30 protein-coding genes and 1 other RNA gene are annotated in these 23,791 nt (G+C 62.4%); 18 read left to right on the forward strand and 13 right to left on the reverse strand.

The genetic code is table 11. The features are described 5' to 3' along the window. Positions 1-51 precede the first annotated feature (51 nt). Genes argB through dapD form a run of 4 tightly spaced genes read left to right on the forward strand, consistent with a single transcriptional unit; the run spans position 52 to position 3,594 of the window. Positions 52-948, forward strand: a complete 897-nt coding sequence (gene argB / locus ATE48_RS04085; RefSeq protein ID WP_066774581.1) for an acetylglutamate kinase — start codon at positions 52-54, stop codon at positions 946-948. Beyond that, entirely contained in the window at positions 923-2,092 is a 1,170-nt protein-coding gene (locus tag ATE48_RS04090) for a DUF1036 domain-containing protein (RefSeq protein ID WP_066768068.1), read from the forward strand. Before argB ends, ATE48_RS04090 begins: the two co-directional genes overlap by 26 nt. Continuing rightward, the gene (locus ATE48_RS04095) at positions 2,089-2,742 is read left to right on the forward strand and encodes a pyrimidine 5'-nucleotidase (protein WP_066768070.1); all 654 of its coding nucleotides are present in this window, start codon (positions 2,089-2,091) and stop codon (positions 2,740-2,742) included. Before ATE48_RS04090 ends, ATE48_RS04095 begins: the two co-directional genes overlap by 4 nt. A gap of 9 nt (positions 2,743-2,751) precedes the next feature. Further along, positions 2,752-3,594: a 2,3,4,5-tetrahydropyridine-2,6-dicarboxylate N-succinyltransferase gene (gene dapD / locus ATE48_RS04100; protein ID WP_066768072.1), complete on the forward strand. Its 843-nt coding sequence runs from the start codon at positions 2,752-2,754 to the stop codon at positions 3,592-3,594. Here the strand turns inward: dapD and ATE48_RS04105 are convergent, their stop codons facing one another. Next, on the reverse strand, positions 3,595-3,945 hold the full coding sequence (locus tag ATE48_RS04105; RefSeq protein ID WP_066768074.1) for a hypothetical protein: 351 nt from the start codon (positions 3,943-3,945) through the stop codon (positions 3,595-3,597). Positions 3,946-3,976: 31 nt separating this feature from the next. Continuing rightward, complete coding sequence (locus tag ATE48_RS04110; RefSeq protein WP_066768076.1) at positions 3,977-5,218, reverse strand: DUF418 domain-containing protein; 1,242 nt, start codon at positions 5,216-5,218, stop codon at positions 3,977-3,979. A gap of 48 nt (positions 5,219-5,266) precedes the next feature. Between ATE48_RS04110 and dapE the strand changes: the two genes are divergently transcribed. Then, positions 5,267-6,409, forward strand: a complete 1,143-nt coding sequence (gene dapE / locus ATE48_RS04115; protein ID WP_066768079.1) for a succinyl-diaminopimelate desuccinylase — start codon at positions 5,267-5,269, stop codon at positions 6,407-6,409. Here dapE and truA read toward each other — a convergent pair. From truA to fmt, 3 genes are read right to left on the reverse strand one after another with little or no spacing between them, the layout of a single operon-like run. Beyond that, positions 6,397-7,137 carry a tRNA pseudouridine(38-40) synthase TruA gene (truA, locus tag ATE48_RS04120; protein ID WP_066768081.1) on the reverse strand — a complete coding sequence of 247 codons (741 nt, stop codon included), beginning with the start codon at positions 7,135-7,137 and terminating at the stop codon, positions 6,397-6,399. The genes dapE and truA overlap by 13 nt on opposite strands. Positions 7,138-7,144: 7 nt before the next feature. Next, the gene (locus ATE48_RS04125; RefSeq protein WP_066768083.1) at positions 7,145-7,699 is read right to left on the reverse strand and encodes a hypothetical protein; all 555 of its coding nucleotides are present in this window, start codon (positions 7,697-7,699) and stop codon (positions 7,145-7,147) included. 44 nt (positions 7,700-7,743) lie between these two features. Further along, positions 7,744-8,643 carry a methionyl-tRNA formyltransferase gene (gene fmt / locus ATE48_RS04130; protein ID WP_066774583.1) on the reverse strand — a complete coding sequence of 300 codons (900 nt, stop codon included), beginning with the start codon at positions 8,641-8,643 and terminating at the stop codon, positions 7,744-7,746. A 100-nt stretch (positions 8,644-8,743) separates the two neighbouring features. Here fmt and ATE48_RS04135 point away from each other — a divergent pair, with 100 nt between their 5' ends. The 3 genes from ATE48_RS04135 to ATE48_RS20395 are packed head-to-tail and all read left to right on the forward strand — an operon-like array spanning position 8,744 to position 9,653. Next, complete coding sequence (locus ATE48_RS04135) at positions 8,744-9,238, forward strand: YhjD/YihY/BrkB family envelope integrity protein (RefSeq protein WP_066768085.1); 495 nt, start codon at positions 8,744-8,746, stop codon at positions 9,236-9,238. Beyond that, a complete protein-coding gene (locus ATE48_RS04140; protein WP_066768087.1) occupies positions 9,210-9,413 on the forward strand; it encodes a hypothetical protein in 204 nt (67 codons plus the stop codon). Before ATE48_RS04135 ends, ATE48_RS04140 begins: the two co-directional genes overlap by 29 nt. A 6-nt stretch (positions 9,414-9,419) precedes the next feature. Next, on the forward strand, positions 9,420-9,653 hold the full coding sequence (locus ATE48_RS20395) for a YhjD/YihY/BrkB family envelope integrity protein (RefSeq protein ID WP_083197145.1): 234 nt from the start codon (positions 9,420-9,422) through the stop codon (positions 9,651-9,653). A 62-nt stretch (positions 9,654-9,715) separates the two neighbouring features. Here ATE48_RS20395 and ATE48_RS04145 read toward each other — a convergent pair whose 3' ends face one another. Beyond that, a complete protein-coding gene (locus ATE48_RS04145) occupies positions 9,716-10,411 on the reverse strand; it encodes a CADD family putative folate metabolism protein (RefSeq protein WP_083197146.1) in 696 nt (231 codons plus the stop codon). Positions 10,412-10,516: 105 nt separating this feature from the next. Further along, positions 10,517-11,053 (reverse strand): peptide deformylase, encoded by a 537-nt coding sequence (gene def / locus ATE48_RS04150; protein WP_066768089.1) that lies wholly within the window; start codon positions 11,051-11,053, stop codon positions 10,517-10,519. 197 nt (positions 11,054-11,250) lie between these two features. Here def and ATE48_RS04155 point away from each other — a divergent pair, with 197 nt between their 5' ends. Beyond that, a complete protein-coding gene (locus tag ATE48_RS04155; RefSeq protein ID WP_228126781.1) occupies positions 11,251-11,961 on the forward strand; it encodes a sensor histidine kinase in 711 nt (236 codons plus the stop codon). Between the two features lie 39 nt (positions 11,962-12,000). Beyond that, positions 12,001-12,507, forward strand: coding sequence for a hypothetical protein (locus ATE48_RS04160; RefSeq protein WP_066768093.1), 507 nt, complete (start codon positions 12,001-12,003; stop codon positions 12,505-12,507). Here ATE48_RS04160 and ATE48_RS04165 read toward each other — a convergent pair. Then, the gene (locus tag ATE48_RS04165; protein WP_066768095.1) at positions 12,504-12,824 is read right to left on the reverse strand and encodes a hypothetical protein; all 321 of its coding nucleotides are present in this window, start codon (positions 12,822-12,824) and stop codon (positions 12,504-12,506) included. The genes ATE48_RS04160 and ATE48_RS04165 overlap by 4 nt on opposite strands. 111 nt (positions 12,825-12,935) lie before the next feature. On the opposite strand from ATE48_RS04165, the gene ffs reads away from it, so the two are divergent. Continuing rightward, positions 12,936-13,033, forward strand: an RNA gene (ffs, locus tag ATE48_RS04170) — signal recognition particle sRNA small type. 17 nt (positions 13,034-13,050) lie between these two features. Here ffs and ATE48_RS04175 read toward each other — a convergent pair. Beyond that, a complete protein-coding gene (locus ATE48_RS04175) occupies positions 13,051-14,469 on the reverse strand; it encodes a sensor histidine kinase (protein WP_066768097.1) in 1,419 nt (472 codons plus the stop codon). Positions 14,470-14,588: 119 nt separating this feature from the next. Between ATE48_RS04175 and ATE48_RS04180 the strand changes: the two genes are divergently transcribed. The 5 genes from ATE48_RS04180 to ATE48_RS04200 all read left to right on the forward strand — a co-directional run bounded on the left by ATE48_RS04180 (position 14,589) and on the right by ATE48_RS04200 (position 18,080). Beyond that, entirely contained in the window at positions 14,589-16,373 is a 1,785-nt protein-coding gene (locus ATE48_RS04180) for a DNA polymerase III subunit gamma/tau (RefSeq protein WP_228126782.1), read from the forward strand. A 15-nt stretch (positions 16,374-16,388) separates the two neighbouring features. Continuing rightward, positions 16,389-16,712 carry a YbaB/EbfC family nucleoid-associated protein gene (locus ATE48_RS04185; RefSeq protein ID WP_066774586.1) on the forward strand — a complete coding sequence of 108 codons (324 nt, stop codon included), beginning with the start codon at positions 16,389-16,391 and terminating at the stop codon, positions 16,710-16,712. Continuing rightward, positions 16,709-16,996, forward strand: coding sequence for an amidohydrolase family protein (locus ATE48_RS04190; RefSeq protein WP_156767589.1), 288 nt, complete (start codon positions 16,709-16,711; stop codon positions 16,994-16,996). The genes ATE48_RS04185 and ATE48_RS04190 overlap by 4 nt, the downstream gene beginning before the upstream one ends. After that, positions 16,996-17,607: a recombination mediator RecR gene (gene recR / locus ATE48_RS04195; RefSeq protein WP_066768103.1), complete on the forward strand. Its 612-nt coding sequence runs from the start codon at positions 16,996-16,998 to the stop codon at positions 17,605-17,607. Before ATE48_RS04190 ends, recR begins: the two co-directional genes overlap by 1 nt. Positions 17,608-17,681: 74 nt before the next feature. Next, positions 17,682-18,080, forward strand: coding sequence for a DoxX family protein (locus ATE48_RS04200; RefSeq protein ID WP_066768104.1), 399 nt, complete (start codon positions 17,682-17,684; stop codon positions 18,078-18,080). Between the two features lie 3 nt (positions 18,081-18,083). Here ATE48_RS04200 and ATE48_RS04205 read toward each other — a convergent pair whose 3' ends face one another. Together ATE48_RS04205 and ATE48_RS04210 are read right to left on the reverse strand one after the other, a co-directional pair. Continuing rightward, entirely contained in the window at positions 18,084-18,359 is a 276-nt protein-coding gene (locus ATE48_RS04205) for a hypothetical protein (RefSeq protein WP_066768106.1), read from the reverse strand. Between the two features lie 93 nt (positions 18,360-18,452). Further along, positions 18,453-18,773, reverse strand: coding sequence for a hypothetical protein (locus ATE48_RS04210; protein ID WP_066768107.1), 321 nt, complete (start codon positions 18,771-18,773; stop codon positions 18,453-18,455). A 193-nt stretch (positions 18,774-18,966) separates the two neighbouring features. Between ATE48_RS04210 and ATE48_RS04215 the strand changes: the two genes are divergently transcribed. Beyond that, complete coding sequence (locus ATE48_RS04215) at positions 18,967-19,542, forward strand: outer membrane beta-barrel protein (protein ID WP_066768109.1); 576 nt, start codon at positions 18,967-18,969, stop codon at positions 19,540-19,542. 34 nt (positions 19,543-19,576) lie between these two features. Here ATE48_RS04215 and ATE48_RS04220 read toward each other — a convergent pair whose 3' ends face one another. Continuing rightward, positions 19,577-21,196: an acyl-CoA dehydrogenase family protein gene (locus ATE48_RS04220; RefSeq protein ID WP_066768110.1), complete on the reverse strand. Its 1,620-nt coding sequence runs from the start codon at positions 21,194-21,196 to the stop codon at positions 19,577-19,579. Between the two features lie 102 nt (positions 21,197-21,298). On the opposite strand from ATE48_RS04220, the gene ATE48_RS04225 reads away from it, so the two are divergent. Beyond that, positions 21,299-23,035 carry a cation:proton antiporter domain-containing protein gene (locus tag ATE48_RS04225; RefSeq protein ID WP_066768112.1) on the forward strand — a complete coding sequence of 579 codons (1,737 nt, stop codon included), beginning with the start codon at positions 21,299-21,301 and terminating at the stop codon, positions 23,033-23,035. Here the strand turns inward: ATE48_RS04225 and ATE48_RS04230 are convergent. Further along, positions 23,032-23,727, reverse strand: coding sequence for a VIT1/CCC1 transporter family protein (locus ATE48_RS04230; protein WP_066768114.1), 696 nt, complete (start codon positions 23,725-23,727; stop codon positions 23,032-23,034). The genes ATE48_RS04225 and ATE48_RS04230 overlap by 4 nt on opposite strands. Positions 23,728-23,791: the final 64 nt, after the last annotated feature.

Genomic DNA, 23,791 nt, shown 5'->3' on the forward strand with positions numbered 1-23,791 from the left:
CTTAGGAAATCGCAGGTGAGCAAGCTTCCCCCCAAAGATCGCCAGGCTGCGCTGGAAGAAGGTTTGACCGCGGCGAAGACGCTCGCGGAGGCCCTGCCCTATATCCAAATCTACGATCGCGAGATCGTGTTGGTGAAATATGGCGGCCACGCGATGGGCGACAACGAAACCGCCCGCAAATTCGCCGCAGACGTCGTTCTTTTGAAGCTGGTGGGCTTGCATCCTGTCGTCGTGCACGGCGGCGGACCGCAGATCAGCCGCATGCTCGACCGGGCAGGCGTGAAATCGCAATTCGTGGACGGGCTGCGCGTGACCGATGCCGAGACAATGGAAGTCGCGGAGATGGTGCTATCGGGCAGCGTCAACAAAGAGCTCGCGCACCTGATCACCGCCGCGGGACGCGAAGCGGACGTGCGCGGTGTTGGTCTCTCCGGCAAAGACGCGCGACTGATCACTTGTGAGAAAGCCATTCGCACGCGCAAAGACCCCGACAGCATGATCGAACAAGTTGTCGATCTGGGCTTCGTGGGTGAGCCGGTCGATGTCGATCCGACTTTGATCCAAGCGCTTATCAATGCGCCGGAAGATTACATTCCAGTGGTTGCGCCAATTGGCGTCGCAGAAGACGGCAAGACCTACAACATCAATGCCGACACAGCCGCAGGCGCGATTGCCAAGGCGCTCTCGGCAAAACGCTTCCTGCTGCTCTCCGATATTCCGGGTGTGCTCGATCAGAACGGCGACCTCATCCGTGAAATGTCAGTTGCGGACGCGCGCAAGCTGATCGATACGGGCGTCGCCACCGGCGGCATGATCCCGAAACTTGAAACCTGCATCGCCGCCCTCGATCAAGGCGTCGAAGCTGCTGTCATTCTCGACGGGCGCACGCCGCACGTCCTGCTCATGGAATTGTTCACCGAACATGGCGCTGGCACGCTTATTCACTAAAGGCGGCGCGCTCGTCGCTTTGGCCGCCGTCGCTTCGCTGGCGGCGCTGGCTTTCGCCGGCAATGCGCTGGCGCAGCAGCAAGAGCGCGCGCCGAACGGCTGGCAGATCTGCAACGAGACGACGTACGTCCTCGAGGCCGCCACAGCGCGCCCCGATGGACGTTCAATCCAGGTGCAGGGCTGGACGCGTCTGCGTCCAGGCGAGTGCCGCGTGGCCGTTGGCGCCCCCCTGGCGCGCGGTACGCACTATCTCTACGCCCGCACCTCTTCCGCGCATCGTGGCGGACGTCAGCAATGGACCGGTGACGCCGTGCTTTGCGTCGATCCTTCCCGGCAATTCCAAATAGAGAACCCCCCGCGCTGCACCGACAGCTACGAAGGCCGTCGCTTCCGCCGCGTTCAGATCAACAAGCGCGACAGCTGGCGGACGTCATTCTCAGAAGCGAGCCAGTACTCGCAAGGCCGAGCGCGCCAACTTGGCTTGCAGCGTTTGCTTGAAGACGCCGGCTATGACGTGCGCGAAGGTCGCCGCGGCGCCGATCCACGCCGGATCGCCAGCGCCATTGCTCAGTTCCGCACGACGGCGCGCCTACAGCCGAATGCAACGCAGGATCAATTGATCGATGCGCTCGAAACAGCGGCGCGCCGCCGTGCCGGCCAAGTTGGGCTGACGCTTTGCAACCGCACGCGCGGGCGCGTGTGGACGGCGATTGCACGTCGTCGCGGTGAAGGCTGGGAAAGCCGCGGCTGGTGGGCTCTGGCCCCCGGCGGTTGTGTGCGCACCATCGACGAAGTGCTGATCCAGGAAGTCTATTACGTTCACGCCTCGCTCGATTCACCGAACGGCCCGCGTTATCTCGCGGCCGGTGGCGAAGCGTTCTGCACAAGCCCTGCGCGCTTTGCGATTTTGGGCCGCGAACAGTGCGAAGGCCGCTACTACCAAACGACACTGTTCACGCGTATCGGCGCGCGCAATCGCGATGGCTTGGTGGTCGATTTCGAGGAGCGCGATTTCCTCGAGGCTGGCGTGATGCCACGTCAGCTGACGCCAGCCGCTGGCGATGACGTTGATCGCGCTCCGGCGACACCAGCGCGACGCGGCCTCGATCCGCCAAGCGCGCCGACGCAGAGCCGCGAAGAATGAGTTTCGCGGGCATCCGCACTTGGGTGTTCGATCTCGACAACACACTTTATCCGGCTCGCGCGCTCTACGATGAGATTGGCGAGCGGATGACGCGCTACATCATGCGCGCCACCAAACTCGACACCGCCGGCGCGCTCGAGATTCGCGAACGCTATTTCCATCAATATGGCGCAACGGTCGTTGGGCTGATGCGTCACCATGGGATCGACGCACGCGACTTCCTTTTGGATGTGCACGAGGCGGATCATTCGGTGCTGGAGCCGGACGCAGAGCTGCGCGAAATGATCGACCGCCTGCCGGGGCGCCGGATCATCTTCACCAATGGCGGCGGCGGTCACGCCGAGCGCGTACTTAACAGCCTGCAACTCGACGGCTTGTTCGACACCGTGTTCGATATCGAGACGGCGGAGCTCACGCCCAAACCACAACGCGCCTGCTACGAGCGGCTGCTGGCGCATTGCGATATCGACGCGCGCGGCGCGATCCTCATTGAAGACACGCTCCACAATCTGGAGCCAGCGCACGATCTGGGGTTCGCGACGGCGCTCGTTGGCGTCGTTCACCCAAACCCGCGCCCGCCCTATCTCGATCACTGGGCGCCGGACGTGAAAGCGCTTCTGCGCTTGGCTTTGGGCGCTGAAACGCGCTAGCTCAAGCGTATGAGCAGTGACCTTGCCCCGCAAATTGAAGCCGCTTGGGAACGGCGCGATGAGCTTTCGCCAAAGAGCAAAGGCGCTGACGTCGAAGCCATTGAAGCAGCGCTCGACTTGCTAGACAGCGGCCAAGCGCGCGTTGCAACTCGTGGCGCGGACGGCGCCTGGGAAACGCACCAGTGGCTTAAGAAGGCCGTGCTGCTTTCTTTCCGCATCAGCGCCAACCAGTTGATCGGCGCAGCGGGCGGCAACGGCGATCCCTCGCCCGGCCCCTATTGGGACAAGGTGCCTTCCAAGTTCTTGGGCTGGAGCGATACCGCATTTGAAAAAGCCGGCTTTCGCGCCGTGCCCGGCGCCGTCGCGCGACGCGGCAGCTTCGTTGGCCGGAACGTGGTGCTGATGCCGTCGTTCGTGAACATTGGCGCTTACGTCGATGAAGGCACGATGGTCGACACTTGGGCGACCGTTGGCTCGTGCGCGCAGATCGGCAAGAACGTGCACATTTCGGGCGGCGCAGGCATTGGCGGCGTTCTTGAGCCGCTACAGGCGAACCCGACGATCATCGAAGATGGATGCTTCATCGGCGCGCGCTCGGAAGTGGCCGAGGGCGTGATCGTGCGCGAAGGCGCGGTGTTGGCAATGGGCACCTTCATCAGCCAATCGACCAAAATCATCGACCGCGCCACTGGCGAACAATACCGCGGCGAAGTGCCGGCCTATTCGGTCGTGGTGCCGGGTGCGCTACCCGATCCAAAGGGTGGACCGAGCCTCGCGTGCGTCGTGATCGTCAAACGGGTTGACGCTCAGACGCGCGCGAAAACTGGCGTGAACGAATTGCTTCGCGACTGATTAGCGGCCGGCGCGAAGTTCGACGCTGATCGTCGATCCGTCGGTGGCGCTTTGGGTCCATGTGTCGCCAACGTTCTTATCGGTGGCGATGGTCGTGCACTGGGGCGCTGCGCCGCTCGGTGGGATGAGGCAGAGCTGATCGCCTTCCGCCGTATAGCGCCCAGCCATTTGCGAGCCGCCCGGCGCAACAGCCGTGAACGTGCCGTCGGCGTTGAAATGGTATTGGGCCTGCGAGCCGTTGGCGTAGGTGACGACAATCGTGTTGCCGTACGTGTTCTGCATCGTGTCCGCGAACGCGGGGCCAGCGATAAGCGCGGCGCCCAGGGCCAGTGCGACGGCAAACTTCTTCATGCGGCTTCCTCCATTTATTCTTATGAGGCCACTATGCCGGTACGGCTTTGCCGATGGCAACAGGCTTGCCGTAGCTGAGCCGGCGCCAGACCCATTCAAGCGGCCCCATACTGAAACGCGACAGCCAAAGCGGCGACCAGATGAGCTGCAGCACCCAGATGCCGGCGACAATGGCGACCAAGCCTTCGCGGCTGACTTCGCCATAAAGACCAAGCCCACGGCCGCCATAAAAGATGGCCGTCATGATCACGCTCTGCGAAATGTAATTCGTGAACGCCATCTGGCCTACGGGCGCGAGAGCATTGGTGAGAAAGCCTAAGACATTCAGCTTCACACACAGGATCAGCAAGCTTGCGTACATGAGCGTGATCAGGATCGAGAGCGCAGGATTGAGCATGGCGCCGCGTGAGTTCATATGGATGAAGTCGAAACCGGCCGCGTAGTTTAACTGCGCCTGGTAAGCGACAGCAGCGAGCGCAGCAGCGCCAACGCCAATCACGATCAGATAAGCCCAGACCGGCGTATTGCCGCTGAAGAAGCCCCATTTAAACAAGGCAAGGCCGATCATCATGACCGCGATCGAACGCGGCACGGTATTGGACAATTCGTAGGGCACGAAATCCGACCATGCTGTGAAGTTCGCGGCGAGCGACTGCACGAACGTGCCGCTGAAATTGCTGACGGTAGCGTTGAGGACATCAAGCGGCGGCGACCACATCTCTGTCCGCATCTCCTCCAACACCTCGGCCGGCGCCATGCCGATGGCGGCCCCCGCCAAGAAACCAAAGGCGGCGAGCAACACATAAACAGTAGAGCCGACAATCATCAGCGTGCGTGGCTTCCAGGAGCGCGCAAGCATCACGATGAAACCCGAAACGGCATAAACCAGCAGAATGTCGCCAAACCAGATCGCTGCGCCGTGAACGATCCCGAACAGGAGCATCCAGCCAAGACGCCGGCGCAACACCTTGCCGCGACCCTTATCGCTGCGTTCTGCGCCAACCAGAAAGATGCTGACGCCGAAGAGCAGCGAAAACAGGGTAATGAACTTGGCTTCGAAGAAGACGTGCGGCACGAACCACGACCAAGCGTTGCTTGGATCGATGGCGAGCGGCGCCAATGAAGGGTTCATCGCCGTCTGCCACGGCGCGGCGAAAAACGGCGCGTTGACCGCTAGGATGCCTAGGATCGCCAAGCCACGGAGGACGTCCAGGGTTTTGATCCGCCGCGAGGCCTCAACTGGCGCGATCTCGACCTGCGCAACGTCGTTCATCGGCGTTCCCCTCTTTTGCCAAGGCGCACACGCAGCTAGGCAGTGTGCATGGACACTCGAACTCTTACCGATCCAGTCATCCTCGCCCAAGCCTTAATGCGACGGCCGTCCGTTACGCCCGACGAAGCGGGCGTCATGGATCTCGCGCAGCAAACGCTGGAAGCGCTAGGGTTCCGGGTAAAGCGTTACAAGTTCGGCCTGGTCGACAATCTCTACGCGCGCATCGGCGATGCAGCGCCGAATTTTTGCTTCGCGGGCCATCTCGATGTGGTGCCGCCCGGCGAAGGCTGGGCGAGCGATCCGTTCGCGGCCGATATTCGCGACGGCCTATTGTTCGGCCGTGGCGCGACCGACATGAAGACCGCCATCGCGGCAATGATCAGCGCGACCGAAAACTTCCTGCGCGCCGGCGCGCCCAAGGGCTCGATCTCGTTCTTGTTGACCTGCGACGAGGAGGGCCCCGCTGTTGACGGCACAAAGCGCGTGCTTGAGGCGCTCGCGGCGGATGGCGAAAAGATAGATCACTGCCTCGTCGGCGAGCCGACGAGTGAAGACCGTGTTGGCGACGTCATCAAGAACGGCCGCCGAGGCAGCTTGAACGTGGTCCTGACCATGGACGGCAAACAGGGCCATGTCGCTTACCCCCACCGCGCGCGCAATCCGGTGACGCCGCTCATCGAAACGCTCGCGGCCTTGAAGGCGCGCAAATTGGACGATGGCGCACCGGGGTTTGATCCATCGAACTTGGAAGTCACCAGCGTCGATGTCGGCAATCCCGCGCACAACGTGATCCCGCAACGGGCGATGGCAAAGCTCAACATTCGCTTCAACACCAACCACACCGCCGAGACATTGCTGGCGTGGATCGATGAAACCGCGAACACGGCGGCGGAACGTGCGGGCGCGAAATACTCGCGGACGATCAGCTCGCAGAGTCTGGCATTCTATACCGACCCGGGGCCCTTCACCGATCTGCTGCGCGCCTCGGTGAAAGAGGCGTTCGGCGTCGATGCGGCGCTGACCACAACTGGCGGCACATCAGACGCCCGCTTCTTCCGGCTCTACTGCCAAGTGGCTGAACTCGGATTGCGGAACGAAACTGCCCACATGGTCGACGAGCATTGCGCGGTCGAAGAGGTGCGCAAGCTCGCGCAATGCTATGAAGCGGTGCTGAAGCGCTACTTCGCGTAATCGACGCGAGTGAGGCACAGACCGTCAGACGGCGCGACCGGGCCACAATGAACGCGATCCTTGGCGGCAAGCGCGGCGGCGACATCGTCCGGCGTCATCTTGCCGAGGCCGACTTCCACTAACGTGCCAACCATCGAGCGCACTTGCCGGTGCAAGAAGCTCTGCGCGACGAACGTGAACTCAACCTTCTCGCCGCGCCGTTCAGCGCTCGCCTGGTCCAAGGTTTTTATCGGGCTCTTTGCCTGGCAGCGACCATCGCGAAAGGTCGTGAAATCGTGTCTGCCGATCAACGCAGCGCCAGCGCGATTCATGGCGGCGATGTCGAGTTCGAGGCCGATGCGCCAAGCATGGCCGCGATCCAGGGCGAGCGGCGCGCGGCGATTTGCGATGGTGTAGGTATAGTGCCGGCGCACCGCGTCGAAACGGGCGTGAAACTCAGCGTCCGCGATTTCCGCTTGCAGCACCGCGATCGGATGTGGCCGCAAGTGTGCGTTGATGGCTTCGGAAAGTTTGAACGCCTCAAAGGGCTTTTCGATATCGACGTGCGCGACCTGCCCTGTGGCGTGTACGCCTGAATCGGTGCGCCCAGCGCCAATCACATCGCTGCGTGCGCCCGTGAGCTTTTCGACAGCATCCTCAAGCGCGCCCTGCACGCTCGGTGCATCGGGCAAACGCTGCCACCCCTGAAATGGGCCGCCATCATATTCGATCGTAAGTTTGTAGCGCATCGCGCCCTTATGAGCGCCGATACTCGAGCATCGGGCAGGCGCGCGAGTCACCTGCGCCAGGTGCGCCGCCAGTGACGCCGAGAATTTTCATCGACGCGTCGCCAGGTGCTGAAGGCTCCCAGACGACGACGTAGGCCGGCGTGCCTTCGGTGCAGAGACCAGGTGAACCTGCCGCATCGCTCACGCGGTAGACCAACACTTGTGGCTCCTCGACGGCGATGTTGAGCAGCGCGCGCAATGTCTGGCCGCCAACTTGCGTCGCGGGAGAGATTGCACCGGTGACGGCGGCATTGACGCTGAGGCCGTTGCCGCCGCGCAGCGACAGACGCTCTTGGATATCTGCGTCCGCAGCGTCCGGAAGTTCTTGTGTGACCGACACCGTGAGTTCAGCCGAAACCGCGCGCGCCGCGTCATTGGCGGCGGCGAAGACCCGAGACGGCTCACTCTCCGGCGCTGGCGCGTCGAGCTGCGGGCCGGCGTCGGCGGCGTCCGGCGTGGAGGCTTGCTGGTTACAGCCGGCCAGAGCCAGCGCCAAAGCAACCAAGGCGACACGTACGATCATGCAAATCCCTCTCGCGCGTTACTTAGCCGCCGCGAGGGTCCAGCTCAAGCAAGCCGCGCGCCTGCGGGAACCGGTTGACCACGCAAAAAGGCGTCTGCGGCAAGCGGGCCACGGCCTTCGCGCTGAACTGTGAGCAAACGCACGGCGCCCTCGCCGCAAGCGATCAAAAGATTGTCGTCCAGCGCCTCGCCGGGCGCACCGCTTCCCTGGCCGAGCCGGGAAAGCAGGACTTTGGTGCGTACGCCCTCAAGCTCGAACCAAGCACCGGGCGATGGGGATAGGCCGCGGATGGCACAGTCGATTTCCCGCGCGGGCCGGCTCCAATCGATGCGCGCCTCAGCTGGCGTGATCTTGTGCGCGTAGGTGACGCCCAGCTTCGATTGCGGCGTCTCCGTGACAGCGCCGCGCTCAAGCTTAGCGAGCGTGTCGCGCATCAGCGGCGCCCCCAACGCAGCAAGACGGTCGTGCAGGGTCTGCGTCGTGTCATCGAAGGCGATCGGCGTTTCGGCGGTTGCGAGAACCGCGCCGGTATCCAGCCCCTCTTCCATGCGCATGACCTGAACGCCGGTAACGTTGTCACCCGCCATGATCGCGCGCTGTATGGGCGCCGCGCCGCGCCAGCGAGGCAGCAAGGAGCCATGCAGGTTGAGCGCACCGCGCTTTGGTGCGTCCAGGATCGCTTTAGGAAGGATGAGGCCGTAGGCGACAACGATCGCAATATCCAGGTTGAGCGCGGCGAACGCTTCTTGCTCCGGCGGCCTCTTCAGACTCTTTGGTGTGCGCACTTCCAAACCGCGTGCGAGCGCAAATTCGTGAACCGGTGTTTGGCGCTCTTTCTTGCCTCGTCCCGCTGGACGCGGCGGCTGCGAATAAACGCACGCGATCTCATGCCCCGCCTCGATCAACGCCTGCAGCGTCGGCAGTGCAAAGGCGGGCGAACCCATGAAAGCGAGGCGAAGCGTCACCAGCGCGACATGCCTGATTTTACGCTGTTTACGCAACCCAAAGCGGGAACCGCGCTGCTGCAGTTCCCGCTTTCGCTCCATGACTGCCGACGCCTGCCCGACCACACCTGCGCCAGCGACTGATCCATGGTCGCTTTCGCCCTCGCAATGGTGGTGCGTGTTGCAAGGCGTCACCGCGACGGCGGAGCGTGCAAATCTCGCACTGATCTCGGCAGGCGTTGCGTTCTTTGGATTGGCGGCGGTGATACCCGGCATCGCAGCCGTTGTGGCGTTCGTTGGGCTCTTCGGCGATCCCGCCTGGATTGGCGACCAGATCCGCGCGCTGGGCGGCGTCGCGCCGGACGCCGTTGTCGCAATCATTCACGAGCAAATAACGCGGTTACTTTCTCAAAGCAGCGACAGCTTGGCTTGGGGCGCCCTGTTCAATTTGGTGCTGGCGCTTTGGAGCGCGCTGCAAGGCACGCGCTGGGTGTTGATGGCGCTGACTGCGGTGAACCGGCGCGCCGAAAAAAAGACGGACCTTAGGGCGCTACATCGCGGCGGACATGTTCCCGCTGTACGGACTTGGCCTTAGCGTCTTTGCGATCATCTTGATGGGCGAAGCGCCGGTGGCGCTGGCCTTCATCAATGTCGATAGCGGTGCTGAAGTGCTGCTGCTGGCGCTACGCTGGCCGGTGCTGGGCGGCGCGGCCGTTGCGGTGACGCTGATCCTCTATCGTTGGGGTCCACGGCGGCGGCGCCCGCCTTGACGCTGGCTGTGGCTTGGCGCGATCATCACGCCGCTGCTGTGGCTGTTAGCTTCGAGCGCGCTCACGTTTGCGCTGCGAGAGTTTCCCGGGTTTGGCGCAGCTTATGGCTCGCTCGCGAGCGTGGTGGCGTTGCTGCTTTGGCTTTACGTGACGGGCTTTCGTGTTCTTGCTCGGCGGCGCGCTCAACGCAGATCTGAAATTTTTCGCTCAGGGGAAACCGGCAGCGCCAGTTTCCCCTGACGAAACGATCGAGCCGCGCACAGCTTCAGACGGCGGCCCAAAGCAAGTGACGGCGCGCGAGCTCAGCAGACCATGCCGGTTTCGCGCTGCATGCCCGTGAGGAACGTGCGGAGCGCTTCGGCGAGCTCGCACGCAGCGGCATGCGCTTCGGCGCGTTCGCCTTCCGGAAGCGCATCAAGCAGCTCACGGCAGACGTCAGCGTGCTCAACGTCGGCGTATTCGTGGACCTGAAAGAACTTCAACGCGCTCTCTTCGGTCACGTCATAGCGGGCGACCAAACCTTCGATCTTCGTCTTGGCGATCGCCGGCAGCTGGCTCTCATAAGCATAGAGCGCGCCGAGGCCGGATGCGTACGACTTGCGCGACAGATTGCGGAAGGCGTCGATCAGAACTTGCGTTTCAGCGTTCACGCGAACAGCGCGGACTTCAGATTCATCAGCGCCCATGCCGGCGGCGAAATCGAGCCACAGCTTTGCGTGATCGTCCTTGCCTTCGCCGAGGCCTTCTTCTTCAGCGAGGTTCTCAGCCAGAAGACGGCGCCCTTGCGCGCTCGGGCAATTGGCATGCACGGCGCTGACCGCGCGCGGGAACGCTTCGACGTGGTGGAAGTACTGGCGCGAATACGCGCGCAGCGCGTCCTTCGTCAGCGTGCCTTCTTCCCAGGCTTGATAGAAAGGATGCGACAGCATCGAACGCGCAGCAATCGCCGCGTCGATGGCCGCCGATGTGCAGACATAACCGCCAAACGCTTCAGTCATGGAGACCCCCGGGGAAGAGGCGCGAGAAGCGCGCCGATCTAATCGGGGCGGAGAATAGAGTTTTTGACGGGTCGCGAAAGGCCCGGGCGGCGAAAAACCGCGCTTTTAGAGGCGGTGCTCCTTGTTGTCCTCGGCGGCCTTGCGGGCCTTCTTCAGCTTGCTCAGCGCCTTCTCTTTTTTGAGGCGCGACAAGTGGTCGATGAACAATACGCCTTCGAGATGATCCATTTCGTGTTGAATGCAAACGGCAAAAAGCCCCTCGCAGTCTTCTTCGATCTGCTTGCCGCTATAGTCCAAGTAACGAAGCTTCACGCGCGCCGGACGCTCGACGTCATCGTAGATATCCGGAACCGACAGACAGCCCTCCTCGTACGGCGCCATGTCCTCGGACTTCCACAAGATTTCCGGGTTGACGAAATAGCGCGGGGCCTTGGGTTGGCCCTCGGGCGAAAGGTCCATCACGATGACCCTGAGCGGCTCACCAACCTGAATGGCGGCAAGGCCGATGCCCGGGGCGTCGTACATCGTCTCCAACATGTCATCCATGAGCGCACGAAGTTCATCCGTGACCGGACCTTCGACAGGGACAGACTTCTGCTTCAAGCGCGGATCGGGCGCGATCAGGATGGGACGAATTGCCATGGCGGTTGAGGTATGGAGGACCGGTCGCCGCGTCAAGCAAACGCACCGGCGGGCGTCAGTCAAAACCTAGTAAACAACGGGTATTTCCGGTGGCGACGCCCGCTCGCCGGTCGCGGCGTTGCGAGTGCGCCGACAACCGGTAAAGCGCGCCATGGGCCGCGCACTGATCGCTCCGGAGAATTCGCTTTGGCGCAACGTTGCGGGCGCTTCTTGCGAATATGAGCCATGAGCTGCGTACGCCGCTCAACGCCATCATCGGCTACACTGAATTATTGCTGGAAGACGCGGTCGCGGACGGGCGCGATCACCAGGTTGAGGATCACGAGAACGTTCTGCGCCAGGCGCGCAGCTTGCTCCACCTCATCAACGAAGTGCTCGATCTGTCGAAAATTGAAGCGGGCAAACTTGGCGTAGAGATCGAAGAATTTCACATCGGCGCGATTGTGTTCAGCGCTATCGCCGACGTGCGCCCCACCGCTACGGCCAACGGCACTGAACTCGTCCTCGACATTGGCGAGGGCGATATGGTGCTGAGATCAGACCCCTATCGCCTGAGCCAATGCCTGCGCAACTTGCTCTCGAACGCGGTTAAGTTCACCGCCGATGGCCGGGTGACGGTTCGCGTGCGCCGCCAAGAGACGGCCGACGGCTCGTTCATCCACGTCGAAGTGGTTGACACGGGGATCGGCATGTCGCCGGATCAGCTGGCGCGCGCCGTGACGCCGTTTGAGCAGGGCGATGGCTCAATCACGCGCAAATACGGCGGCGCCGGCCTTGGGCTAACGATCACACAACAGATCGCGCGTCTGCTCGGCGGCGATATCAAGATCGCCTCCGCGCTCAATCAAAGCACGACAGCAACGCTGACGCTAAACGCCAATCTCGGTCGGCTAAGCGCGGTCGCCTAAAAGCTGGATCAGCGGGCTCATCGCCGCTAGAGCCTCAGCATGAACTATCCAACGCTTTATCGCGTATCCGGCGTCGCGGCGATCGCCGGCGGCCTGCTTCGCGTTACTTCATCGATTCCGATCACTCAGGACGCGGTGACACTGGAGTGGCTCTATACGGGCATCGATATTCTGCTGCTGCTTGGCCTCATCGGCATTTATCTCGCGCGCGCCGAGCGCTTGGGCTTCTTGGGCCTTTCAAGTTTTGGCGTTGCTGTGGCGTCACTTTCGTTCATCGGCGGACCAGATGCCGACCCGTTCGGCTTTAGCACCTATGAGCAAGGCGCAGCAGCGCTAGCGATTGCTTTGGTGGGACTGAGCATGGCGTGGGTGCGCGCGGGTGAACGGCCTCTGGCGCCGCCGATTTGCTGGTTTTCGAGCGTCATCATCGCGGGCGTGCTGAACTATGTCCCGCCACTCAGCGCGTACGGGTTGCCTGCGGCAGGTGCTTTATTCGGATTAGGATTTGCGTTAGCGGGCTGGTCTCTGGTGCAAGCGCGGACTTAGCGCAGCACGCGGCGATCGAAGATCGCCCGCTCATCCTGGCGTGGACGCTCGCCACTATTACGGACGCGCAAAGCCGGTTGACGCTCGTTCTGAGCAACAAGATCGCTCGACGCATCTGACGCATTGCCCGGCTCCATGCCGGGAATCTCGACGGCAACGATCTCGCCGTCGGCGTTGCGCTCTACCGCCGACACGCGGCCGATCACCGTGCCGTCGTCACCGCGAACCTCAACGTCTTGCGCCGAATGCGGAAACGGCTCAGCCGCGGCCAGGCCGGGCAAACCAATCGCTAGGGCAAACACCAGGGTACGCAGCATCACGGTTCCGCCCTTCGGGCGGCCTCTTGTTGTGGTTGGACAGGGAGGAAACGCACTTGCGCCGCACCCGTTCCCAGTTGCTTACGGGTAAGCGAGAGGCGATATGAGACGCGCAGGCAGGCGGCGGACGGCCGCCCCGCCAACCCGGTCAGATCCGGAAGGAAGCAGCCGTAACGGGTTGCGTACGGGTCGCTGTCCTGTCTGCACTTTCCCCTAACGCGCGAATTTAGGCCGCCTCAGCCGGGGCCGACTGGGTCATGTCGAGCGGCAGATAGAGGGTGAAGGTCGAGCCGTGGCCGAGCTTGCTCGACACCTGAACGTCGCCGCCCATAGCCTGCGCGAGGCGGCGGGTGATGACGAGCCCCAACCCCGCCCCATCGTGAGCGCGCGTCTTGGTATTATCGATCTGCATGAACGGCCTGAACAGTCGCGCTTGGTGTTCGGCGCTGATACCGGGGCCGGTGTCTTTCACTGAGATTGCGACGCCGCGCTGGCGTCCAATACGGCACCAGCGCATGTCGAGTGCGATGACGCCGTTCTGCGTGAACTTGGCAGCATTAGAAAGCAGGTTAAGCACGCACTGGCGCACACGCGTCTCGTCGGCGGTCATGACGCTAAGTCCAGGCGCCAGAGTGACCTGACACGTGGTGCGGTTCTTGGCGGCGGTGGGTTTCACCGTATCCATCGCGCCGCGCAACAACGCGCCTATATCGAACGCGGCTGGCTTAAGATCGAGCTTACCGGATTCAATGCGCGACAGATCAAGGATCTCGTTGATCAGCGTCAGCAAGTGTGTGGCCGAGTTGCGAATCTTGGCGAGATCGCCGACGCTGCTTGAGGTGTCGCCGCTATCGAGATCTTCCTCGATGATTTCAGAATAGCCGATGACGGCGTTGAGCGGCGTCCGTAATTCGTGGCTCATATTGGCCAAGAACATGGATTTTGCCTTGTTCGCGGCCTGCGCGCGCTTGGTGGCGACGGCGAGTTGGGCGGTGCGTTCCTCGACACGTCGCTCAAGATCTTCAGCCGCCTCCTCCGCTTTGAGGCGCGCGCCGATGATGTCGCCAAAACTACGTGCGCCACCCCGTGCGGCGACGATGGCGTTGAGCCCCATAATCCCGGCCATGAGCGCAAGGATGATCGCGTCGACGCCGGTCGTCAGAGTGTAAGCATTGAGGATCAGGCCAACGATGACGAATGGCACGGTGTAGAAAATCATCGTCCGCGTCATGACGTGGAGCGTGGCGCAAACGAGCGCGGCGCCGGCGCAAAACAGCAGCCCGACGACCGGCGCTGGTTGTGGCGCGAACGCCAAAGCGACATAGGGCGCGATGTAGGCTGCGGTAATAGCGCCCAGCGTCACCATGTGATGCTTCACAGCTTGCTGGAGACCAGCATCGTCCAGGTTTTCGGCGTTCGCGGCCAAGCGATTGAAGGCAGCTTGCGCCCGGAAATCGATGATGACCCCGACCAAGGCGCCGAGGCTACAGAGCGCCCACCACCAGCCGGGGACCAAAAAACCCACGAGAATTGGCGTGAGCGCGACGGAAGCGTACCGAGTGGGGCCGTGACGGGTCCAAGCAACTTCGGCAAATCGCCGGATCGTCATGATCCAGACGCCGCGCAAGGGAGCTGCTGTGCTCATGGGCTCTGGTCCACGTCCTGCTCGTGAGTTCCTTGTCGTAACTGGAGGGTGGTAAACGGGCGACAAACGGGGCGGCGCCCGGGGGTCGTAATTCGCGCCGAAAGCCTTAGGTTTCCCTGGTGAGCGAATCCCAATCCCCAGGTCTTTTCGGAGAAGATACGACCGGCCCCGGCTATGTCGTTCTGGCGCGTAAATACCGCCCGAGGACCTTCGAGGATCTCATCGGCCAGGAAGCGATGGTCCGCACCATCGCGAATTCGTTCGCATTGGGCCGGATCCCGCACGCGACGATGCTCACCGGTGTTCGAGGGGTCGGCAAGACGACGACGGCCCGCCTGCTCGCTCGCGCGCTCAACTACAAGCGCGGCGACATCGATCACCCGAGCATCGAACTCGATCCGCCGGGCGAGCATTGCCAGGCGATCATGGAAAGTCGCCATCCCGACGTGTTCGAGATGGACGCGGCCTCGCGCACCGGCATCAACGACATTCGTGAAATCCTGGACAGCGTTCGCTACGCGCCGGTGATGGCGCGCTATAAAATCTACATCATCGACGAAGTGCACATGCTCTCGACACAGGCCTTCAACGGCCTGCTGAAGACGCTGGAAGAGCCGCCACCGCACGTGAAGTTCATGTTCGCGACGACGGAAATCCGGAAAGTGCCGGTAACGGTGCTCTCACGCTGCCAACGCTTCGACCTAAAGCGCATCGATAGCGAGCGGCTTGCAACGCACCTTGGAAACATCTGCGCCAAGGAAGGCGTGAAGGTTGACGCTGACGGCTTGGCGCTGATCGCGCGCGCAGCGGAAGGCTCGGCGCGAGACGGCTTGTCGTTGCTCGATCAGGCTTTGGTCCAGAAGCCGGGTGAAAACGTCACTGCCGCTGATGTCCGGGAAATGCTCGGTCTCGCCGATCGCGGGCGGGTGCTCGATCTCTTCGAAGCAATCGCCAAGGGCGATGCGAAGACCGCGATCAATGAAGCACGTTCGCAATACGATAGCGGCGCGGACCCAACCTTGATCCTGCGCGATCTCCTGGACATCGGCCACGAGGCGGCGCGCGCGCAGGCTTTGGGCGCAGACGCGCGGATCATCGGTGGCGCCGACTGGGTTGCGCGCGTGCGGGGGCTGGCAGGCAAGGTCTCGCCTGCTCAACTCTCGCGGCTGTGGCAGATGCTGCTGAAGGCGCTCGAAGAGGCCGGCAAGGCGCCCGACCCCATCGCGGCCGTCGAGATGGCGATGGTGCGCCTCTGCGCCGCGCAGTCGCTGCCACCGCCTGAAGATGCAGCGCGCATGTTGCGCGACGGGCCGTCTTGGACCGCCAACGCCTCGCCCGCAGGTAGCGCACCAGCTTCCGACAAGAATGCGCCGATGAACAGCGCGCGTGCTTCAACGAAAGCCGCCAGCGAGACGCCAGCGGCCCAAGAGAAGCATGCGCCAGCGCCTGAGACACCATTCGCGACGTTCGATGAAGTGATGGAGCGCATTAAATTCGAGAACGACGTTGAACTCGAAGTGGCGCTAGATCGCTTGAAGGTCGTGCGTTTTGCGCCGCACGGCGAGCTGATCTACGTGGCGAGCCCAGACCACCCGCGCGACATGGTCCGGCGGCTGAAATCCTTCCTCGAAGAGCACACGCCGTTCGAGTGGACGATCCGTTCGACGACAGAAGCTACCGCGCCGGTCGAGAGCCTCGCCGACAAACGCCTGCGTGAACAAGAACGCCAGATGGCTGAGCTGAAGAAACATCCGTTCGTGGCGCAAGCGATGAAGCTCTTCCCGGGTTCAGAGATCGCCAAGGTGACGAACCCAGTGGATGAGAACGGCGGCGGCGGCGATGTTGTGCCGATGCCCGCGCCGAATGCGCCGCAAAAGCCGGCGCGCAAGAAGGAAGGGACTTAAGATGAGGTTTTGGCGATGAAAGATATCTCCCAGATCATGCGCCAGGCCCAGCAGATGCAGGCCAAGATCAACGAGGCGCAGAAGAAGCTGGAGGCGATGGAGGTCGAAGGCTCGTCCGGCGGCGGCATGGTGAAGCTACGCATCAGCGGCAAGAATGTGCTGCTGAGCATCAACATCGACCCCTCGCTCATGGCGGCGGACGAACGCGAAATTCTGGAAGATCTGATCAAGGCTGCGCACGACGACGCGCGACGCAAGCTTGAAGACACACAGAACGAAGAGATGAAAGGCTTGAGCGGCGGCCTGGGCATCCTGCCCGGCTTCAAGATGCCGTTCTGAGGCCGAAGTCGCATGAATCGACGCTCGCTCTTACTTGGCGCCGCCGCACTCGGCGCGTGCAGCACGATGCCGGGTTCGATTTCCCTGCGATCCTTAGCTCACTTACCACCACACCTGCACGGCGCTTTGGCTTCGCATCGCGCAAAGGCCGCATCGCGCGCGGCATGGATGGGGATCTTGTCGTGCTGAACGGCGACCCAAGCGCGGACATCGGTGCGCTCTCGCGGGTTCGCCAGACGAAACGCGGCCGCGTTGTCACCTTTGGCGCCCGGGTCTCCACATAATGCGATCCAAAGCCATCACAGCCGCGCCCGAGATCGAGGCGCTCATCTCTTTGCTCGCGAAGGTGCCGGGCCTCGGTCCGCGTTCAGCGCGGCGCGCGGCGCTGCAGCTATTGAAGCGCAAAGATCAGCTCATGGCTCCGCTCGCGGCGGCGCTTGCTGTTGCAGCGGAAAAGGTGCGCGCGTGCTCGAATTGCGGCGCACTCGACACTCAAGATCCCTGCATGCTGTGCGCAGCCATCGATCGCGACGATGGCCTCATTTGCGTTGTTGCAGAAGTTGGCGATGTCTGGGCCTTGGAGCGCGCAGGCGCCTTTAAGGGTAGGTATCACGTACTGGGCGGGACGCTCTCGGCGCTCGATGGCGTTCGGCCGGACGATCTTCGCATCGCGAAATTGCTCGAACGCGCGAGCGGGCCGGACGTACGCGAAGTCATCCTTGCACTGTCGGCGACGGTCGACGGCCAAACGACGGCGCATTATTTGGCCGAGCGCCTGCAGCCGCTCAGCGTAACTGTAAGCAGACTTTCACACGGCGTGCCCGTCGGCGGCGAACTTGACCTCCTGGATGACGGCACTTTGTTTGCTGCATTGCAAAGTCGCCGCCCCTCCTGAGCCAGTATCATCCGTGTGCCGTTGACGCGATTGATTGCGGCCCGCAGGTTGGCGGCGAGACGGAGGTTGGGACAATGGGTTTTCTGGATCGTTTTTCGCCGCAACTATTGAGCGCGCTGCGCATCGTGAGCGCTTTGCTCTTTATTGCGCACGGCACAACCAAGCTCCTTGGATTTCCGGCGACCGAAATGTTTGCGGTGGCGCCCGAGCCGATGACTTTGATGTGGTTTGGGGGAATTCTTGAAGCTGGCGGCGGCGCGTTGTTGCTGCTGGGTCTGTTCACGCGACCAGTTGCATTTGTGCTCTCCGGCATGATGGCGGTCGCGTATTGGATGTTCCACGCGCCCGCATCGTTCTACCCGGTGCAGAACGGCGGCGATGCCGCAATCTTGTACTGCTTCGTCTTCCTTTATATCGCCGCCGCAGGCGGGGGTCCGCTCAGCGTCGATGCGATGATCGGCAAGAAAAAGTAAGCGCTATTCGCGGTGCCGCTCGAGGCACTGCGTTCGCGCGCGCGTGATGCGCGGGTCCATCAGGCCGGTTTCACGAAAGCGCGCGAGCGCGGCTTCGTATTCGTCATACGTCACCGTGCGCGTGATCTTATCCCACGTGCATGTGCAAACGGCGCTCTCCGGTGGGCATGACATCGAAAAGCGTTCTTGCGCGCTTTGCGGATACGGGTTGGGCGCGCTTTCACCGCCGCACGCCGCCAACATCAGTGCGCCCATCAAGGCAGCGATCGTCAGACGCATCGCCTTACTCCTTGCCCGGCAAATCTTGCCGCGCGACAGTGCCAGTATGCACAAACAGCGTTAAGATTGAACGGCGCGAACGTCGTTAAAACGTCAGGGCGCCGGAACCGGATCTTCTGCACTGGGCGCACTCTCGGTTGCGAGACTTGCATTGCAGGCTTCAACGTAACCGTTGATCTGCGCGGTCATCGGATGATCCTCGCGCTGAGGTCCAGGAAGGCGCTCAAGCGCCGCAAAATCGTCCGGCGGGATGTCCGCTTCGATGCGATCCCAAGTGCAGCCGCAGAGCGCGTTGGATGCGCCTTGGATTTCGCACGCGGTCATGAAGTTACGCTCGACATCGGGTGTGTACGCGACGGGTTGTTGTGTGCACGCGGCGAGCACCAGAGCAGTAAGGGCAACCACAATCCGCATCCTGATGCTCCGAGTTTGGGTAGGACCCAATTAGCGCCAGTTGGCCTGCACTTCCAAGACTATCAATGTGCGAATTATCACCTTGCCGCAGCCCCCATTCTCATCGCTTGGACCTTGAGCAAACAAAATGGAACCGATAGCGAAATGATAAGGTGGCGTGGGGAGACGCTGCCCGCATAACAGGGGGAGTCCAATGAAGAAGAAGCTCGCACTTGCGGCGATGACGATGCTGGGCGGCATGGTGGCGACACCAGCGCTCGCGCAGGACAACGACACGTCCGGATTCTACGCCGGCGCCGGCATCAATCTCTATTTCATCGACAAAGACGATGCGGCCGACGGCATGGGCATCGAGTTTGAAGATCAACCGTCACCGGGCGCATTCGTCGGCCGCGTTGGCTACGCGTTCAACGAATACTTCGCTGTGGAAGTCGAAGCCGGCATCGGCGGCGCGGATTCCGAATTCGAAGGCCCCGGCATCGAGGGCGACATCGGCGCTGAAAGCCCCGCTGCGGCGCACATCGTCGTATCGTACCCGTTCGGCAGCGGCAGTGGTTACATCCTAGGCCGTGCCGGATACAGCACGGTCACGATCGAACGTGAGATGAACGGCATCGACTACGAAGACCTCGAACTCAGCGGCGCATCGTTCGGTGTTGGCGCGGGCATCCGCGCTGGTCAGTGGGACTTCCGCGGCGAGTACAATGTGCTGTCGGGCGGCGACGCGAACTCGGGCGTGCTCGGCTTCTTCGCGCTGCGCCACTTCTAAGTTCGTTGATGAGGGTGGCGCGTTCGCGTCACCCTCAGTTGACGCCCTCTTCGAGCACCCGGCGCCCGATGACCATGGCCTGAATTTCGCCCGCGCCTTCGAAAATGTTGAGAATGCGCGCATCGGCCAGAACACGACTGATGGGGTATTCGACCGCAAAGCCGTTGCCGCCATGGATTTGCAGAGCATTGTCGGCCGCAGCCCATGCAACACGCGCCGCCAGCAATTTCGCCATACCCGCTTCGAGATCGCAGCGTTTGCCGCTGTCTTTGCGGCGCGCCGCAAAATACGTGATCTGACGCGCCGCCATCAGTTCAGCGGCGATCATCACCAGCTTGTTCGACACACGCGGGAAGTGGAAAATCTCCTGCCCGAACTGCTTGCGGTCGATGGCGTACTTCAATCCGAGTTCAAGCGCGCTTTGCGCAACACCAACGGCGCGCGCCGCGGTTTGGATGCGCGCGCTTTCAAACGTCGCCATCAGCTGCTTGAAGCCTTGCCCTTCAACGCCGCCAAGCAGATTTGCGGCAGGCACTTTAAAGCCATCGAAGCCGATCTCGTATTCCTTCATGCCGCGATAGCCGATCACCTCAATTGCGCCGCCGGACATGCCGGGCGTCGGAAACGGAACCGTATCATCGCCGCGCTGCTTCGGCGCCAGCAACATTGAAAGACCATTGAAGCCGGTGGTGTTCGGATCGGTGCGCACCAGCAGCGTCATCACATCGGCCCGCGCCGCATGCGTGATCCAGGTCTTGTTGCCGGTCACGATATAGGCGTCGCCCTCTTTCACAGCGCGCGTGCGCAGCGAGCCCAGATCGCTGCCAGTGTTCGGTTCAGTAAAAACCGCGGTCGGCAGAATTTCTGCGCTGGCGATTTTCGGCAGCCACTCGGCCTTCTGAGCTTCAGTGCCGCCAATCATGATGAGTTCGGCGGCAATCTCGCTGCGCGTCCCGAGCGAGCCTGTCCCGATCCAGGCGCGCGAGAGCTCTTCCGAGACGACGCACATGGACGTCTTGCCGAGCCCCGACCCGCCAAATTCTTCAGGGATGGTGAGACCGAAGACGCCGAGCGCGCCCATCTCTTCGACGATCTCGATTGGTATGAGTTCATCGTTGCAATGCCACTCGTGCGCATGCGGGACGATCTTGTCGTCCGCGAAGCTGCGGAACTGATCGCGGATCATTTCAAAGTCCGCGTCGAGATTGGTGTTCTCGAAGGTCGCGCGGCCTTGGCTTTCGTGGAGAAGCGCAGCGAGGCGCGTTTTATCGGATTGCGTGACGCGCATGGTCACAGCGGGCGCGTCGATGCCGAAATCCGCAGGTCGGATGGTCTCGACTTGCGTCATCGGCACGCCGCCGGCGAGCTGCGCGGTGTATTCAGCGACAAGCACCTTCGCGAGCAATTGCTCGGTTTCACCGAATTTGCCCGCCTCACTCAAAGCGCGGGCCCAATCACTCACTTCACGCAACGTTTCAGCGTAGGTCGCGACCCAGGCCAGACCGTGGACAACGTGCTGCTCGCGATCGAGCGCGACGCGGTCGATCTTGCCTTCCCTGGTGACAAGCGGACGAACGGCGGCTTTTGCCGCGTCGGTGTAGCGCCCGGCAGCGGCGGCAGCGGTTTCCAGTTGCGTTATCAGCTCAGCGCTCATGCAATCCCTCGCGAGTCGGGGCACTAAACCGGCTTTCTCGCAGTTGCGAAAGGGGCGACGCGACGCCAACCGGCCCTGTGCCGCACCCTGGGAGCGAAACGAATGCAGCACGGGAGCGGCGGAGGCGAAGTCCTCACCCAAGCCCTGGTTTTCCTGGGCGCGACCTGCGTGCTCATCCCGGCCCTCAAGAAGGCGCGGATCAGCGCCGTCATGGGTTTCCTGATCATCGGCGTCGCCATGGGACCGCAAGTGCTTGGGCGGCTGGCGCAGAGCTGGCCGTGGCTTAGCGCGTTCGAGTTTGAGCAAAGCGAGCCGACATTGCTGCTGGCGGAACTCGGGGTCGTCTTCTTGCTGTTCGTGATCGGACTTGAAGTGTCGCTGGAGCGCTTGTGGTCGCTGCGGCGCTACGTGTTCGGACTTGGCTTGGCGCAAGTCGTGCTCTCGGCCGCTGCGATCACGGGCGTCGCGATGATGTTTGGCAACAACTTCACAATTGCAGCTGTTATCGGGCTTGCCTTTGCGCTCTCCTCTACTGCGCTGGTGCTGCAACTCCTGCGAGAGCGCGGGCAAATCACGACGCCTGTTGGGCGCGCGAGTTTTTCAATCCTGCTGATGCAAGACCTCATGGTCGTGCCGATCTTGTTCTTGGTCGCGGCATTAAGCCCTGGCGCCGGCGCCTTCGGCGATCAGATCGGCATCGCACTCGCGACGGCGCTCTTTTCGCTTGCTGCCATCATCGTCACCGGCCGCTTGTTGTTGCGCCCGCTGTTTAGGTGGGTGGCGGCGGCGGACAGTCGCGAGATATTTATCGCGGCGGCGTTCTTGGCCGTCATCGGCATGGCCGGCGCGGCGCAGATGGTGGGGCTTTCGGCGGCGCTTGGCGCGTTTCTGGCAGGGCTGCTTCTGGCGGAAACCGAGTTTCGCCATCAGATCGAAGCCGACCTTGAGCCTTTCAAGGATCTCCTGCTTGGCCTCTTCTTCGTGACGATCGGCATGCAGATCGACGTCTCGTTGTTGCTCCGCGAGCCGCTACTGATCCTCGTCGGTCTTATAGGCCTCTTTTTAGTGAAAGGTCTCATTATCGCGTCGCTGGCGCGTGTGTTCGAGATAACGTGGCGGCGTGCGCTGCAGATGGGCCTGTTGCTAGGGCAAGCGGGCGAATTTGCTTTCGTCGTGATTGCCGCCGCGCGCGCCGGCGGGGCCATTCCGGCTGACACCGCCGCTTACATGCTCATTGTCACCGCGCTTTCGATTTTCGTGACGCCGATCGTCGCGAGCTTAGGCGCGCGACTTGCCAATCGCATTGCCGGTCCTGGCCCAAGCGCGCCTCCGGACGATGCCTCCACCGAGAACGGTCACGTTGTGATCGCCGGCTTTGGGCGCGTTGGCGCGACTTTGGCCGACATTCTGAACGCCCAGGAAATCCCGCACGTCGGCATCGAAGGCGATGCAACCACAGTGGCGCAACTCCGCAATGAAGGCCGGCCGGTTTATTTTGGCGATGCGACCAGCGCGAAAGTGTTGGAGAGCGTCGGCGCGTCGAACGCCGCCGCGATTGTCGTCACCATCAACGATGCCGAGGCGGTTGAACGCATCGTGGTGGAGGCGCGGCGCGCCTGGCCTCACATTCCGGTGTATGCGCGGGCTCGCGACGGCGAACATGCGCGGCGCCTTCATGCGGCCGGCGCAGCGCTCGCCAGTCCGGACTCGATTGAGGCGGCGCTGCAACTGGGCGAAGCATTGCTCAATGGCGTCGGTGTGCCCGACGAAATCTCACGCCGCATCATCGCCGAGCGCCGCGACGAGGAAGTCGCCAAAGCGCTCTACAGATCGGGCTAAACCACCGCGCCAAACATTGCGCCGGCGACAGCGGTAATCACCATCGCGACCGCGCCCCAGAACACCACGCGCACAGTCGCCTTCCATGGATTGGCGCCGGCCATGCGCGCGCTCCAAACGCCAAGGAATGCCAGAAAAACGAGCGACGCCGCGGGTGAAGCCCACCCAAGCACCGACAGCGGGGCAAAAGCCGCTACCAAAAGCGGCAATGCGGCGCCTGCTGCAAACGATGCGGCGGACGCGGCAGCAGCCTGGACAGGACGCGCGCGCAATTCATGGACAATGCCAAGTTCATCGCGCGCGTGCGCGGTGAGCGCATCCTTCGCCGTCATTTGCACGGCGACCTGACGCGCCAACTCAGGCTCGACCCCACGACCGATATAAATGTTCGTGAGTTCTTCGAGTTCAAGTTCCGGCGTCTCGGCGAGTTCGCGCTTCTCACGCGCGAGGTCAGCGCTTTCAGTGTCCGCCTGGGAACTCACCGACACATATTCCCCGGCCGCCATCGACATGGCGCCGGCAACCAGCCCCGCGATACCAGCGAGCAGGACGTCACTTCGCCCAGCCGAAGCCGCCGCTACGCCGGCAATCAAACTCGCCGTCGAGACGATGCCATCGTTCGCGCCGAGCACGGCAGCGCGAAGCCAGCCGATACGGTCGGTCAAATGATACTCGCTATGGATTCGCGCCATGCCGGTGTCCGTTCGTGATCTGTGTTGCACCGCTATACGCGCGCCTTCTTGTCGTCACCACCTC

The organism is Candidatus Viadribacter manganicus (genome assembly GCF_001679665.1).
In the GTDB taxonomy this organism is placed as follows: Bacteria; Pseudomonadota; Alphaproteobacteria; order Caulobacterales; family Aquidulcibacteraceae; genus Vitreimonas; species Vitreimonas manganica.

What these genes read in the sequence shown, in the direction of transcription:
- ATE48_RS04090 (WP_066768068.1), top strand. Translation starts at nt 923, where the DNA reads ATGGCGCTGGCACGCTTATTCACTAAAGGCGGCGCGCTCGTCGCTTTG.
- ATE48_RS04095 (WP_066768070.1), top strand. Translation starts at nt 2,089, where the DNA reads ATGAGTTTCGCGGGCATCCGCACTTGGGTGTTCGATCTCGACAACACA.
- dapD (WP_066768072.1), top strand. Translation starts at nt 2,752, where the DNA reads ATGAGCAGTGACCTTGCCCCGCAAATTGAAGCCGCTTGGGAACGGCGC.
- ATE48_RS04105 (WP_066768074.1), bottom strand. Translation starts at nt 3,945, where the DNA reads ATGAAGAAGTTTGCCGTCGCACTGGCCCTGGGCGCCGCGCTTATCGCT.
- ATE48_RS04110 (WP_066768076.1), bottom strand. Translation starts at nt 5,218, where the DNA reads ATGAACGACGTTGCGCAGGTCGAGATCGCGCCAGTTGAGGCCTCGCGG.
- dapE (WP_066768079.1), top strand. Translation starts at nt 5,267, where the DNA reads ATGGACACTCGAACTCTTACCGATCCAGTCATCCTCGCCCAAGCCTTA.
- truA (WP_066768081.1), bottom strand. Translation starts at nt 7,137, where the DNA reads ATGCGCTACAAACTTACGATCGAATATGATGGCGGCCCATTTCAGGGG.
- ATE48_RS04125 (WP_066768083.1), bottom strand. Translation starts at nt 7,699, where the DNA reads ATGATCGTACGTGTCGCCTTGGTTGCTTTGGCGCTGGCTCTGGCCGGC.
- fmt (WP_066774583.1), bottom strand. Translation starts at nt 8,643, where the DNA reads ATGGGTTCGCCCGCCTTTGCACTGCCGACGCTGCAGGCGTTGATCGAG.
- ATE48_RS04135 (WP_066768085.1), top strand. Translation starts at nt 8,744, where the DNA reads ATGACTGCCGACGCCTGCCCGACCACACCTGCGCCAGCGACTGATCCA.
- ATE48_RS04140 (WP_066768087.1), top strand. Translation starts at nt 9,210, where the DNA reads ATGTTCCCGCTGTACGGACTTGGCCTTAGCGTCTTTGCGATCATCTTG.
- ATE48_RS04145 (WP_083197146.1), bottom strand. Translation starts at nt 10,411, where the DNA reads ATGACTGAAGCGTTTGGCGGTTATGTCTGCACATCGGCGGCCATCGAC.
- def (WP_066768089.1), bottom strand. Translation starts at nt 11,053, where the DNA reads ATGGCAATTCGTCCCATCCTGATCGCGCCCGATCCGCGCTTGAAGCAG.
- ATE48_RS04160 (WP_066768093.1), top strand. Translation starts at nt 12,001, where the DNA reads ATGAACTATCCAACGCTTTATCGCGTATCCGGCGTCGCGGCGATCGCC.
- ATE48_RS04165 (WP_066768095.1), bottom strand. Translation starts at nt 12,824, where the DNA reads ATGCTGCGTACCCTGGTGTTTGCCCTAGCGATTGGTTTGCCCGGCCTG.
- ATE48_RS04175 (WP_066768097.1), bottom strand. Translation starts at nt 14,469, where the DNA reads ATGAGCACAGCAGCTCCCTTGCGCGGCGTCTGGATCATGACGATCCGG.
- ATE48_RS04185 (WP_066774586.1), top strand. Translation starts at nt 16,389, where the DNA reads ATGAAAGATATCTCCCAGATCATGCGCCAGGCCCAGCAGATGCAGGCC.
- recR (WP_066768103.1), top strand. Translation starts at nt 16,996, where the DNA reads ATGCGATCCAAAGCCATCACAGCCGCGCCCGAGATCGAGGCGCTCATC.
- ATE48_RS04200 (WP_066768104.1), top strand. Translation starts at nt 17,682, where the DNA reads ATGGGTTTTCTGGATCGTTTTTCGCCGCAACTATTGAGCGCGCTGCGC.
- ATE48_RS04205 (WP_066768106.1), bottom strand. Translation starts at nt 18,359, where the DNA reads ATGCGTCTGACGATCGCTGCCTTGATGGGCGCACTGATGTTGGCGGCG.
- ATE48_RS04210 (WP_066768107.1), bottom strand. Translation starts at nt 18,773, where the DNA reads ATGCGGATTGTGGTTGCCCTTACTGCTCTGGTGCTCGCCGCGTGCACA.
- ATE48_RS04215 (WP_066768109.1), top strand. Translation starts at nt 18,967, where the DNA reads ATGAAGAAGAAGCTCGCACTTGCGGCGATGACGATGCTGGGCGGCATG.
- ATE48_RS04220 (WP_066768110.1), bottom strand. Translation starts at nt 21,196, where the DNA reads ATGAGCGCTGAGCTGATAACGCAACTGGAAACCGCTGCCGCCGCTGCC.
- ATE48_RS04225 (WP_066768112.1), top strand. Translation starts at nt 21,299, where the DNA reads ATGCAGCACGGGAGCGGCGGAGGCGAAGTCCTCACCCAAGCCCTGGTT.
- ATE48_RS04230 (WP_066768114.1), bottom strand. Translation starts at nt 23,727, where the DNA reads ATGGCGCGAATCCATAGCGAGTATCATTTGACCGACCGTATCGGCTGG.